Here is a 13150-nt window from a genome sequence, read left to right on the forward strand (position 1 = left end):
TTTTTTTTGCAAGAAAGTTCCTGGGATATACCTGTTGATTTAAGGTATATCTGATATTTCTTGAGGGCGAGGCAAAATGATAGCATTAAATGGAAACGAGGGAAGCGGGGGAAACATGAGTAACCTGCCTCTTTCCGCTTGAAAAATCATCGATGAAAGATAGCTATGTCCGGTACTGCTAGACAGATCGCAAACCTTGAAAAATAAGATTATTTGTTGTTCGACTCGCGCTATGCGGGTGGGTATACTGCCACAATAATCAGGGCTTGCAGACTTAAGGTTATTTCATATTTACAGTCATAATAATATGGTTTGCAAAGTATTATTAAAGCAATGATTTCTGGTTTTTTGTTGAGCTCATCTCTTGGCGCATGGTCATTCAAGCGTCGCGTTATATCTCATGCCTGGTGTGGAACGGCCATAATGACTGTTGATAACAAGAATGTTACATCTGTGGCAAAACAAAGCCGCAGTAAATATGGATTTTGGGCAGTAGGTATTATTTTAGTGATTTCTGCCGCTACGTGGGGTATTCAGCGTTTTTTAATGTTGCCTCACCAAATTTCACCTCCCAAAGAATTGGTCTGGCACAATGATCTGCAGATAGATCTCCATCACCCCGATGTGTTGATCGAAAGCGAATCCCTGAGCCGGCTGCCTAAAGATCTGCTGGCGATCCCATTTCTACGCGATACCCTGACGGAAGATCTGGTTTTCTATTACCAGAACAATGCCGATCGTCTGGGCATTGCCGGTAGCCTGCGGCGTATTATCTTTGAGCATGAGTTAACGTTGCGCGATAACCTGCTGGAGACGCTCCTCGACCAACCGGCGAATATTGCGCTCTGGCATGACGAGCGCGGCAGGCTCGATCACTTTATGGCGGTGATCAAACTCGGTGGTTTGGCGCGCCTGCTGGAGCCGTTAGCCAAGGTGGCGGCGGATGATACTCAACTGGAACGGATGGATTTCGCCCCTTTCAAGATCGGCAATGAAACGGTTTCGGTGTATCAATTGCGCTACAGCGCTAATAAATCACTGCTGTTTGCCAGCCACGGCGACAATCTGCTGCTGTTTTCCGATATCGCTATGTTGTATGACCAGCAGGCACCCTCGCAAGATTCCTCGCAGGTTGCCAGCGCTTTGTTGAGCGGCGGCACCCCTTGGCCAGAAAGTTTTGGCCTGAAGGCGCGCAATGCCGCCAGCGATAGCGCCTCCGCCGCCGATAAAATGGCTCACCGCATTTCAGTCAGCGCCAACTATCTTGGGTTTGGCTATCAGCGCTTTGTCCCGGCGTTTGCCGGTGTCCGGTTTGAGATGCAAGCGCAAGGGTGGGCGAGCTATCTGGCGCTGAACGATCCATCAACGGCGGGCGATGCCGCTTTTGATTTCAGCCCGGTCTGGAAAACCATGCCGATGGGGGCCAGTTTCTGCCTGGCGTTGCCGGTGTCGCAGAGCGTGCCGGAATACCTGTTGCAACGGGTGGATGCCATCAGTGATAACGCCGATTCTACTGAACATGCCGATGCCTCATCGTTGGCGATGAACGGGATCAGCGGTTTGTGCTGGTACCCTGACTCACATCTTTATACACCGCTGTTTGTCGGCCGTTTGGAAAACACAGCAGATGCGCAGGTTGACAGCAAACTGGCGGCGTTGTTTGACACGGCGATCGGTGCCAGAGAGAAACAGCCGGTGCCGGTGGTAACAAGTAACAAAAACCAGGCTCATCTGTGGCAGCGTGAAGTCAGCTCCCGTTACGGCCAGTATCCGCTCAGCGAGTCCAGGGTGCAGGAAAGTCTGGCGGGCAGTCAGTTCTTCCGCGTCAGCCTGGCGCGCCATCAGCAGACCCTGCTGTTTTCACTGGATGACAAACTGGTGAACAAAGCTTTACAGACGCTGGATAAAAACTTCCCGCCGATCGCCGATGTGTTACCACCGCAGGCGGTGGTGCCGGTTTATATGGCCCCGGAGGCTTTGTCGGGGCTGTTTAAACAGGAAGTGTTCGCCAGCCTGCCGAAGAACCTGGAACCCATCTTCCATAACGCGGCGCAGACGCTGTTGCTACCCAAGCTGACCGCCTTGGCCGGGCAGCAGAGTTATGCCCTGGTCCTGCCGGCCAATACTGAGGTGAAAGAACCTTGGCAGTGGATACCGCTGAAATGGCAGGGGCTATGAGGTCAATAGCGCTATGCCTGCTCAGTGCGGTGCTGTTTTTTACCTGGCAAGCTCAGGCTGAAACCCCGGTGGCACCGCTCGACCCTGAACAATCAACCCGTTTTCGTGCCTGGTTTGTGCGCATTGCTGAAGAGCAACTGAATCAGGGGCCGAGTGCGCGCTGGTATCAACAGGATTGTGCCGGGCTGGTGCGGTTTGCCGCCAATGAGTCGCTGAAGGTTCATGACAGCAAATGGCTGCGGGCGAACGGTTTATCCAATCGTTACCTGCCGCCAGAGCTGGTCATCAGCCCACAGCAGCGGCAGTTTGCCCAGCGCTGGCAGCAAGGCGGTGGCCAGCAGGGCCCCTATGTGGATGCCATCAAGCTGATTCAATTCAATAGCCAACTGCTGGGCCGCAACCTGAATCAGGCACAGCCCGGCGATCTGCTGTTTTTTGATCAGGGCGATGAACAGCACCTGATGATCTGGATGGGCCGCTATATCGCCTATCACACTGGAACAACCACCCCGACGGATAACGGAATGCGTGCGGTGAGCATGCAACAATTGATGAAATGGAAGGATACCCGATGGATACCCGACGAATCGAACCCCAACTTCATTGGCATTTATCGCTTGGGCTTCCTGTCACGATGAATAGATTGCTACGCCAGTGCCGCAAACTGCTGATCGGGGTCGCGCTGTTACTGCCGATGGCCCAGGTGCAGGCCGAAGGCAGCCTGCCAGCGAGTGATTATTCGATCCCCAAACAATCCTTTTTCCTGCTTTCTGACAGCAGCTTTGCCAGTGATGAAGTGGCCAAAGTGCGCCTGGAGGCGCCAGGGCGTGACTATCGTCGCTTTGAGGTCGAGCAGTACGGCGGGGTGGATATCCGGTTGTATCGGATCGATCGGCCGATGGAATTCCTGAAAAAACAGAAAAACCTGCATCGCATCATGCTGGAAGGGCAATATCAGGGGGAAGGTTTATCCAACACCCTGTCGTACCTGTGGGATAACTGGTACGGCAAATCGCGCCGCGTAATGCAACGGACCTTTTCCTTTGATGCTCGGCAGGAAGTGACCAACGCATTGCCGGAGTTGAAAATCGGTGAGGCCCTGGCGGCACCGAGCAAGTTTGTGGTCCAGCCTCAGTTTGCGCCGCTGAAAAACCTGCCGCTGATTAGCCAGTTCCGCTACCCGCTGTGGGACGCCCAGCCGATCCAGCCGCCGGAACAGGTAAAAATGGAAGGGTCATCCAGCCGGTTTATTGAGCCGTTGCCGGGGAATGTCTACATTCCGCTGGGCAAGTTGAAGCCGGGTTTGTATCTGGTGGAAGCTCTGATTGGCAACCACCGCGCTACCACGGTGGTGTTTGTGGCCAATACCGTTGCGTTGAGCAAGATTTCCGGCAACGAACTGCTGGTGTGGACGGCTAACCGCCATGACGGCCAGGCGGTGGGTGGCAGCCAGATCCTGTGGAGCGACGGGCTGGGCATCCTGAGCAGTGGTCAGACGGACAGCAACGGCCTGCTGAATCTGCGCCATATTGCGCCAGAACGCTCCTATCTGCTGGGCGAAGATCGCGAAGGTGGGGTGTTCGTTTCAGAGAACTTTTATTACGACAGCGAGATTTACGATACCAAGCTGTATGCCTTTACCGATCGCCCGCTGTATCGTCCTGGTGATTGGGTCGAGATCAAACTGCTGGGGCGTGAATTCAAGAATGCGCTGGATTCTGTGGCGATCAAACCTGCGGCCGTGGCCTTAACCGTGTTGGATGCCAACGGCGCGGAATTGCAGACCCTAAACCTGCAGATCGATGGCAAGTCGGGGGCTCAGGGCCGTTTCCAACTGCCAGAAAACGCTGTGGCGGGGGGATATGAACTCCGTACTACCTACAATAATCAGGTCTATAGCAGCTCATTCCGCGTGGCCAGCTACCTTAAACCGCACTTCGAAATCTCACTGGCGATGGCGAAAACCGATTTTCGCACCAATGAGCCGGTGACCGGTGACATCGTGCTGCTCTACCCCGACGGCAAGCCGGTGGCTAATGCGCGCCTGGATCTTAGCCTTTACAGCCAGCAGCTTTCGATGGTCAGCAACGATCTGCAGTACCAGGGCAAATTCCCAGTTGCCCTGAAAACGGCACAGTTGGCTACCGATGACAAAGGCCATGCCAAGCTGGATCTGCCCGCGGTGGATAAACCGAGCCGCTATCTGTTAACTATCTTTGCCAGCGATGGGGCGGCCTACCGGGTCAAAACCACCCGCGAGATCCTGATTGAGCGCGGCGCATCGCGTTATGAGATCGCTGCGCCAAAGCGTTTTAGCCAGGCTGGCGAAGCGGTGGCATTCAGCTTCCGTAATGTGCAGGGCAGCGGTGCGACGCCAACCACTTATGAGTGGTTGCGGCTGGAAGATCGTCAACTTACCACGGCGCCGTTACCGGCGGCGGAGCAAGCCTTTACCATTGCCTTCGAGAAACCCGGTACTTACACGGTGACCCTGAGAAGCGAGCAGGGCATGATCCTGGGGGCTACCAGCCATACGGTCAGCGGCCCAGGAGAGAAATCCGTGCCGGGCAGCGTTGAGATCGTGATGGATAAAGGGCAATACCAGGTGGGTGAAATTGCCCAGGCGTTGATCACTTTCCCGGAGCCGGTTGATCACGCATTGCTGACGCTGGAGCGCGACAAGGTAGAGAAGATCGCGTTACTGGCCAGCGGGGCCGAGTGGATCAAAATGCAGCGCCTGAGCGATACGCAGTATCTTGCTCACATCGCCGTGCAGGAGAATTTTGCGCCCAACCTCACTTTTTCGGTGTTGTATAGCAAAGGCGGGCAGTACAGCTTCCAGAATGCCGGGATCAAAGTCTCGATGCCGAGCATTGATATTGCTATCAAAACCGATAAAGCCGTTTACCAACCGGGTGAAACGGTGAAGGTGGCGTTGGATACCCAGTTTGCCGGTAAACCCGTCGCCGCTCATCTGACCGTGAGCGTGGTGGATGAGATGATCTATGCCCTGCAGCCGGAGATCGCCCCGGCTATCGAGCAGTTCTTCTATCATCCGCGCCGCAACAATGTACGTACCAGCGCCAGCCTGTCGTTTATTGCCTACGATCTGGCACTACCGGGCTCGCTCACCGCGCCAGGGCGCACCAACCGCAGCGATCGCAGCGTCAAGGTGCTGGAGCGCCCGCGCCGTGAGGATGTGGATACGGCGGCCTGGCAGCCGGATTTGGTTACTGACGCCAACGGCAAGGCCACCTTCAGCTTCCGGATGCCGGATTCATTGACCCGCTGGCGGATCACGGTACGCGCACAGAATCCGCAGGGGCAGGTGGGGCAGAAACAGGGCTTTACCCGTTCAGAGAAGCCGCTCTACCTGAAATGGAGCGGGGCAACGCAGTTCCGCCAGGGCGATCGCCCGCAGCCTGGGCTGTTTATCTTCAGTCAGGACAAGCAACCAGCAGCGGTAGAGCTGCGCACGCGCTATGGCGATCAGACTCTGACTCAGCCGCTCACCCTGCATGAAGGGGTGAACTATGTCAGCCAGCCGGTGGAAGCGATGCATTCCGGGCGCTGGATCTCCGAGGTGGTGAGAAACGGCCAGGTGCTGGATACCCTGAGCGTTGACCTGAAAGTGCTCGAAGATAACTGGTCGGTGCCGCAACAGCGGGATATCCGCCTGCATGGCGGCAGCAATAATCTGAACTTGCCGACCGGGGCTGATGACGTTCGGCTGCGCATCAATGGTGATGCGCAATCGCTGTTCCGCAGCAGTTTGGATGACTTGCTGAATGAGCCTTTCGGCGGCGTGATTAACACTGCCAGCCGCCTGTTGCCTTTGAGCCTGGCCTATAACATGTTGGCGAAAGAAGACACGCAGCGGGGGGATGCCCTGCGGCAGATTATGCAGAATAACCGTCAGCGCCTGATGCAGATGGCCGGGCCTGGGGCCAAGTTCACCTGGTGGGGTGAGGAGGGGGATCCTGATGCCTTCCTGACCGCCTACGCCTATTACGCGGATTGGTACGCCAGCCAGGCGTTAGGTGTGGCGATCCCGGCAGAACACTGGCAGCGCTTGCTGGATGTGTATGCACAGCAGGCGGACGAAATGCCAATGCTGCACCGTGCGCTGCTGCTGTCCTTTGCGCAGGAGATGCATTTACCGGTGACCAGCATGTTGCAAGGGTTGGCGGAGTCATTGCCAAATGCCACTGCGGTGGAAGGCAATGCGCTGGCAGAAACCGACAGCCTGGTGATGGCGGCCCCCAATTCTAAGCTGGGGCTGGCCGTGGCACGGGTGCTGACCTATTCGCTGTTACAGCAAACGCCAGGTTACCGGCTGCAGGAGCAGGAATTGCAGGCGTTAAAACAAAGCCAGCAGTTTATTGCCTATAGCCAGCATCCGTTTGCCTATCCGGCTATCTGGCGCACCAGCGGGGCAGATGCCGAGCAGGTCGCCTGGCTGTTGCCGCAACTGCTACCGTCACAGCCGGGCCCGGAGCGCGCGTTGGCTTTGGCTTGGCTGTACAATTCGCTAGGCACCGCCACATCGCAGGTGGAATTTAACCCGGGAGCGGGCTGGGCGGCGTTACAGGGAACCCTGGGGGAACGTTACTGGCAGTGGACAGGTAAGGAGCCGGTCCCGCCGCTTGAACTGCCAGCTGATTTAGCACAATCCATGGATGTTTCAGTTAACTTTAGCCTGCCGCTGGCCGCCGCGGGCGTTGATCGGGCAAAACAACCGCTACCGGTGGATATCAGCCATCGCTTACTGAAGCTGGTTCCCGGGGATAAAGCCTTTGAGTTTTCGGTACTTCCTGTCGGGCCAAATGAAGCGCTTGCCAGCGATGCGCTCTATCTGGATGAAGTGACGTTAACCAACAAAAGCGATGTGCCGCAGCGCTATATGCTGCTCGAGGTGCCATTGCCGCCGGGGGCGGACGTTGAGCGCACGACCTGGGGCATTACGGTGTCGGGGCTGAGTGGCAAGGGTGGGATACCGCTGGAGAAAGCCCGCAATGAGATGGGCCAGCTCTCCTATGTGGTGCCGGTGGATGAACTGGTGGAAAGCAAGGTCTACCGTCATCTGATCCGCTTCTCACAGAAAGGGGAGTTCCTGCTGCCGCCGATCCGTTATTCGCGCATGTATGCGCCGCAGGAAGCGGCAACGGAAAACAGCCGCGGCCTGAAAGCCGTGACGGTGAAATAATCGATGTGGCGTTGGTTGTGGTGGCTGCTGATGTTGCCTGCGGTTGCGCTGAGTGCGGAACCGCGGCTGCAGCTGGCGTTGCAGCAGGGCCAGGAAAACCAACTGCTCATTCTGAGCCAGAACCAGCAGCTTGCCCAGCAACCGCTGCCAGCCACGCTCACCACGCCGCTGGGCAGTATCTGGAAGCTGCTGGTGTATGCCTACCTGGTAGACACGCAACAGCATGAGCCAGAGTACACCTGCAACGGCAGTCAGCCGCAGGAAGAGGTTTATTGCTGCGAGCCGGGGCAAAAGATTGGGCGCGATCGGGCCTTGGTGCAATCGTGCGGCCTCTACTTCAGCCCTCAGCGTCTGCAGCTGGATCCGCAACAGTGGGCCAGCTATTGGCAACGCCAGCAGAGCCCGGCCTGGTTGCAGGATCTGGCCCAGTTGCAGCCCGCAAAGCGGGTGTCGGTTGCCGAACTGTTGGCGGTTTTGGCTACGCTGCCGGGCCAGCAACAGGCGCGTAACCTGTTGCTGGAGGTGCTATTACCCGCTGAGGGTAAGTTGGCGGGGGCATTAGGCAGCCGGTTACGGATAAAAACCTGGAGCTGGCACGACGAGCAGGATCCTGAGCAGCGCCAAGGTGGCTTTGCGGGATGGCTGATGGACGGCACGCCGCTGTGGGGGGAAGCCCCAGGGACCAGTAAAACGGTCCTGCAAAACTATGCCAGCGTGCTGAACAACGTGTTACCGCAGGCGCAACCGGTGGATCCTCTGGGTTGCGTGGTGGTGAACATGTTTGATCGTTACCCGATCGTTGCCGTACGCCGCAGCGGTGAGCCAACACCGGTCGAACCGGGGGCATTACGCGGGCGCTATCAGGTTGAGTTCAGCAATGGCAACTTTCAGGCGATCGAGAGCCTGGGTGAGCTTTTCCTGCGTATGGATTCGGGGCGATTGACCCTGACGGCCCGTCTTGATCGAGAAGAGTACGTGGCTCGGGTACTACAGCGTGAAGCCGCAGCCCAACCTGCTGAAGCGGCGAAGGCGTTGGCGGTGGCGATCCGCACTTACCTGCTGCAGAACGCCGCGCGCGCCGGGGAGTGCTTACTGATCGCCGACAGCAGCGCCAGCCAGCGTGTCGCTCCCGAGCCTGCAACGGCGGCGGCGCGTGCGATTGCTGCCTGGAGTGCCGATCTGGTACTGGCCGGTGCGCCAGTGACTTACCATCTCGATCAGGCTGGCAGTAACCGTTTGTCCTGGCAGCAGGCGGTGTCTCAAGCCCAACAGGGAATGCGCTATGACGCGATTTTAGCTCATGCCTACCCACGGGCTAACCTGGGGCGCTGGGATCGGCCAGAAGCGTTGTGCCAGGCGATACCGGAAGCCGAAGCCTGGTTAGTCACTCAACAGAAACGCTGGCGTGAAGCCTTGGACATTCAGCCGGGTTACACACCTGTGGGGCAGTTCACCGTATGCCGCTTACTCTCCGGCAAGCCCCATGTTGATCGCATGTACAGCCGTATCTACGTTCGGGATCTCTACTCCTTGCAGGACCGGCTGGATTTGGCCCATGAATATTTACATTTGGCCTTTGCGGCCCACCCTAGTGGTCAGGATGAAGAGTTTGTCGAGCAGCTTGCCCGCCATCTCTTGCTGGAATAGGGCATCACTAAAGGATTTAGGATAACACTATGATTATTCGTCGGTTGTGTGGCATAGGTCCGTTACTGTTAATGGTAGTGGCCACCTCGGCATTGGCCGAACAGCGCGTTGATATCGATACCCCGCTTGCCGGGTGGCATGACACTTCGGGTGAAGGGGCCGATTTCTCCCAACAGGTAAATTATCCGGCATCATCGGTGAATTCACCGGCGAGCCAGTCAGCACAGGCGCTGATCAAGGGGAAGATTAAAGACTTCCCCAAGCCAGACAGCAAGGCTAAACAGGAGCCGGGGCGCTTGATCGTGAACGGCGTCAGTATGCCGCTGAAAATTCAGGAGGATGGCAGTTTTAACCGCCCTTATATCTTTCCGCAAGGCAGCAACGGCGTTGAAGTCCGTAGCCCCGATCGTGTTGCGAAACACCGTACCCAGTTTTATGCGCAAAGAGGCAACGGGGCGATCCCGGCGCGTTTACGCTTGGTGCTCTCATGGGATACGGATAATACCGATCTCGATCTGCATGTGGTGACTCCTGACGGTGGGCATGCCTGGTATGGTGGCCGGCAGTTAGCGAATGGCGGGGCACTGGATGTGGATGTGACCACCGGTTACGGCCCTGAGATCTTCTCTTCACCAGCACCTGAAAGCGGCCAGTATCTGGTGTATGTCAACTATTATGGCGGCAGAGGGGAAGAGATCCTGACGACGGCGCAGCTCACTATTGTGACCGAGGAAGGTACCCCGAATGAGAAGCAGGAAACCGTGATTGTGCCAATGCGTAATCCTGGTGAACTGACGTTGGTAAAAAAATTCAGCTATTCGAGCCGGGGATAGGTAGGGGAGGGAAGGCGCACAGCGACCACCTGATATGGCAAGGGCCGGGGTGCAGGGGGCTGGCCTCTTGAACCCCCTGCTCGGGCGCGTTCACTACATTGCCAAGTGAACACAACATGCTTAGCGACCGAAATAAATACTCGTCCAACATATGCATAAGGAATAGCCCACGAGGATACCCCCACAAATACGCTTAACGCTGCCCGGCATCGCGATATTGCCAATAGCTGCGTTGCGTAGCGATATGGTCGGCAATGTACTTAGCGTCATGCCAGACGCCCCAAATAAAGGTTGAGCCGCGCCGCGACAGCCAAGGCAGGCCTAAGAAATAGACGCCGGGCTCGCTGGAAACTCCGCGCTGGTGCTGGGGTTTGCCCCGATCATCAAAGGCGTCTACCTTGAGCCAGCCATAGTCAACCGTGTATCCCGTGGCCCAGATAATCGAGGTGATGCCCGCCGCGGATAAATTAAGCTGCAGAATCGGGTCAGTGATGCATTCCGGGTCGGGTAAAATGTGGCGGGCCGTCGGCTCTTCGGGCAGATCCAACCCATTGCGGGCGATGTAAGCATCTGCGGCATCCAAGAGTTCCAGGTAATTTTCATCGCCACGGGCAATATTTTCTTTCAGATCGCCAGCGAAAGTGACGCTGCCATCCTGGAAAGAGCGAGTCAGGCCAACCAGCGTCACCCCTTCATGCGCCAGTTCGCGGAAATCTACCGTATAGCCGCCGTGAGCCCCCGTGACGGCAATCGTCACATGCTCTTTACCCGGTTGGCTCACTGCCGCATCCCACAACCCCAGCACGCCTAACCACCAGCAGAAGTCGCGGTTGCGATAAGAACGGGGCGGGCGATCGTGTGCGCCAACGGAGAGGTAGACCTGCTTTCCGGCCCGCCTCAGTTCGTCGGCAATCTGTACCCCGGATGAGCCGGCGCCGACAACCAGCACCGCTCCTGTGGGCAACTGTTGCGGGTTACGGTAATGCGCCGAGTGAAGCTGAGTGATCCTCGGATCCTGGGGGGCGATAGCCGGGATCGCCGGGCGCTGAAACGGGCCGGTGGCGGCCACCACATGGTTTGCCTCGATGATGCCCTCGCTGGTTTCAATGCTAAAACCGGGGCGGCCAAGGTTGCGCTGTACCCGTTTCACCTCTACGCCAGTGCGAATCGGGGCGTTGAATTTATCCGCATAGGCAGCAAAATAATCGGCAATCTGCTCTTTCGGCACGAAGCCATCGGGATCGACACCGGTAAATGCCATCCCTGGGAAGCGATCGTGCCAGGCTGGGCCGTTCGCCACCAGAGAGTCCCAGCGCCCGGTACGCCAGGCTTCGGCTATCCGATTCTTTTCCAGCACTAAATGTGGAATACCCAGTTTGGTCAGGTGTTCGCTCATCGCTACCCCAGCCTGACCGGCCCCTACCACTAGCGTATCAATGTTGATGTTGTCTGATGTCATATCTGCATCCTTAGCCTGGTTATTCGGTTATGAGAAATATCCCCGTCGCCCTTCAAGATGCAGGGGTGTTGGCTGCTCTCACTCACCCGAATCACTTACTAATGTAAGCTCATCGGGATTTCGTTCGATTGCCGCCTACCTGTATCTTGAAGTAACTTGGGGATAGCTTGGGCATAGATGGGCAAGACTATGGAATGGAGATGAATGGGTAAAATATTATTAAACTAAGGGTTGAATATAAATTAATGATGCAAGCGGGAACCTGATAAGGCAGCTTTTTTATTCTCTCAGATAACAAAATTAATATTTTATCTATCACTCCATCAATGTCCATTATCACTCCAATAAGAAAATGCGGCCGATAATAACGGCTACCGTCCTATCACAATAATAATTTTCTTAACCTGGAGTTCACCATGTCCATCGCTGAGTCATCGCCACCGCTGATTGAAAAACACACGATAGGTTATATTCCCACGGAAGAGCGCCATGGGAAAGTGCGGGATTTATTCACGCTTTGGTTCGGCGGCAATATTGCCCCTTTACCTATTGTGACTGGTGCACTGGGCATACAGTTATTTCATTTGAATCTGCTGTGGGGAGCGATCGCCATTCTGGTAGGGCACTTTATCGGCGGGATCTTTATGGCCCTGCACTCGGCCCAAGGGCCACAAATGGGCATTCCCCAGATGATCCAGAGCCGTGCTCAATTCGGTTCGTTAGGCTCTTTGCTGGTGGTGGCGATCGCCGGGGTGATGTATGTCGGTTTCTTTACCTCCAATATTGTCCTGGCGGGCAAGTCCCTGCATGGCGTGGTGAACAGCATATCGGTGCCGGTAGGGATTATCGTGGGTGCGGCAGGTTCCTGCGTGATTGGCATTATCGGTTATCGCTTTATTCATGTGCTTAACCGGATTGGAACCTGGGTACTGGGGATCGGCATTGTGCTGGGGTTTGGCTATATCTTTACCCATATACATACCACCGATTTTCTGACGCGCGGCGGCTTTACTATTTCCGGCTGGCTGGCCACGGTGTCGCTGGCGGCGCTGTGGCAAATTGCTTTTGCGCCTTACGTTTCTGATTATTCACGTTATCTACCGGCAGAGGTTTCCGTGTCGGCCACCTTCTGGGCCACCTATCTCGGTTCGGTATTGGGTTCGAGCCTGTCGTTTATCTTTGGGGCGGTCGCGGTACTGGCTACGCCTATCGGTATGGACACCATGGATGCGGTGAAGCTGGCGACCGGTGCGCTTGGCTCTTTAATGTTGGTGTTATTCCTGCTGAGCGTGATTAGCCACAATGCACTGAACCTGTATGGCGCGGTGATATCGTTGATTACCTTAGTTCAGACCTTTTCCTGGCGTTGGATCCCTACCGCTAACAGCCGCGCGGTGTTATCCATTATGGTTTTGGTGTGCTGCTGCGTTGCCGCCATTTACTCATCGGCAGATTTTATCGGCCATTTTGTGGATTTGGTGTTGGCGCTATTGGTGGTATTGGTCCCCTGGACCGCCATCAATTTAATCGATTTTTATGCCATTCATAAAGGTCAATACGATATTAGCTCGATCTTCCAGGCGAATGGCGGCATCTACGGTTATTTCAATCCACAGGCATTATGGGCTTATGCCATTGGTATTCTGGTACAGATCCCGTTTATGAATACGCCATTATACGTAGGGCCTATTTCAGCTCATATTAACGGTGCCGATCTTTCCTGGCTGGTGGGGTTAGTAGTGACCTCACCGCTGTATTACTGGCTGGCAAAGCGTGATAACGCCCAGCCCCCTCTGTCAGCCACGCGAATTATTTAGGATATATTTT

The 13150-nt window shown here is 55.9% G+C and carries 7 protein-coding genes; 6 read left to right on the plus strand and 1 reads right to left on the minus strand.

From position 1 onward, the window contains the following. The first annotated feature begins 423 nt into the window (after nt 1-423). From WG891_RS10170 to WG891_RS10190, 5 genes are read left to right on the plus strand one after another with little or no spacing between them, the layout of a single operon-like run. A complete protein-coding gene (locus tag WG891_RS10170; protein WP_337262648.1) occupies nt 424-2178 on the plus strand; it encodes a DUF2138 domain-containing protein in 1755 nt (584 codons plus the stop codon). Next, entirely contained in the window at nt 2175-2816 is a 642-nt protein-coding gene (locus WG891_RS10175; RefSeq protein ID WP_337262647.1) for a DUF1175 domain-containing protein, read from the plus strand. Before WG891_RS10170 ends, WG891_RS10175 begins: the two co-directional genes overlap by 4 nt. Continuing rightward, nucleotides 2750-7384, plus strand: a complete 4635-nt coding sequence (locus WG891_RS10180) for an alpha-2-macroglobulin family protein (RefSeq protein ID WP_337262646.1) — start codon at nt 2750-2752, stop codon at nt 7382-7384. The genes WG891_RS10175 and WG891_RS10180 overlap by 67 nt, the downstream gene beginning before the upstream one ends. Nucleotides 7385-7387: 3 nt before the next feature. Next, entirely contained in the window at nt 7388-9031 is a 1644-nt protein-coding gene (locus WG891_RS10185) for a DUF2300 domain-containing protein (RefSeq protein WP_337262645.1), read from the plus strand. Nucleotides 9032-9060: 29 nt separating this feature from the next. Next, complete coding sequence (locus WG891_RS10190) at nt 9061-9864, plus strand: YfaP family protein (RefSeq protein WP_443006139.1); 804 nt, start codon at nt 9061-9063, stop codon at nt 9862-9864. Nucleotides 9865-10057: 193 nt separating this feature from the next. Here the strand turns inward: WG891_RS10190 and WG891_RS10195 are convergent, their stop codons facing one another. Next, a complete protein-coding gene (locus tag WG891_RS10195; RefSeq protein WP_337262644.1) occupies nt 10058-11323 on the minus strand; it encodes a flavin-containing monooxygenase in 1266 nt (421 codons plus the stop codon). 416 nt (nt 11324-11739) lie between these two features. Between WG891_RS10195 and WG891_RS10200 the strand changes: the two genes are divergently transcribed. Continuing rightward, the gene (locus WG891_RS10200) at nt 11740-13140 is read left to right on the plus strand and encodes a purine-cytosine permease family protein (protein WP_337262643.1); all 1401 of its coding nucleotides are present in this window, start codon (nt 11740-11742) and stop codon (nt 13138-13140) included. Nucleotides 13141-13150: the final 10 nt, after the last annotated feature.

Source organism: Serratia sp. MMO-28, from assembly GCF_037199905.1.
In the GTDB taxonomy this organism is placed as follows: domain Bacteria; phylum Pseudomonadota; class Gammaproteobacteria; order Enterobacterales; family Enterobacteriaceae; genus Chania; species Chania oryzae.

What these genes read in the sequence shown, in the direction of transcription:
- WG891_RS10170 (WP_337262648.1), top strand. Translation starts at nt 424, where the DNA reads ATGACTGTTGATAACAAGAATGTTACATCTGTGGCAAAACAAAGCCGC.
- WG891_RS10195 (WP_337262644.1), bottom strand. Translation starts at nt 11,323, where the DNA reads ATGACATCAGACAACATCAACATTGATACGCTAGTGGTAGGGGCCGGT.
- WG891_RS10200 (WP_337262643.1), top strand. Translation starts at nt 11,740, where the DNA reads ATGTCCATCGCTGAGTCATCGCCACCGCTGATTGAAAAACACACGATA.
- WG891_RS10180 (WP_337262646.1), top strand. Translation starts at nt 2,750, where the DNA reads ATGGATACCCGACGAATCGAACCCCAACTTCATTGGCATTTATCGCTT.
- WG891_RS10185 (WP_337262645.1), top strand. Translation starts at nt 7,388, where the DNA reads ATGTGGCGTTGGTTGTGGTGGCTGCTGATGTTGCCTGCGGTTGCGCTG.
- WG891_RS10175 (WP_337262647.1), top strand. Translation starts at nt 2,175, where the DNA reads ATGAGGTCAATAGCGCTATGCCTGCTCAGTGCGGTGCTGTTTTTTACC.
- WG891_RS10190 (WP_443006139.1), top strand. Translation starts at nt 9,061, where the DNA reads ATGATTATTCGTCGGTTGTGTGGCATAGGTCCGTTACTGTTAATGGTA.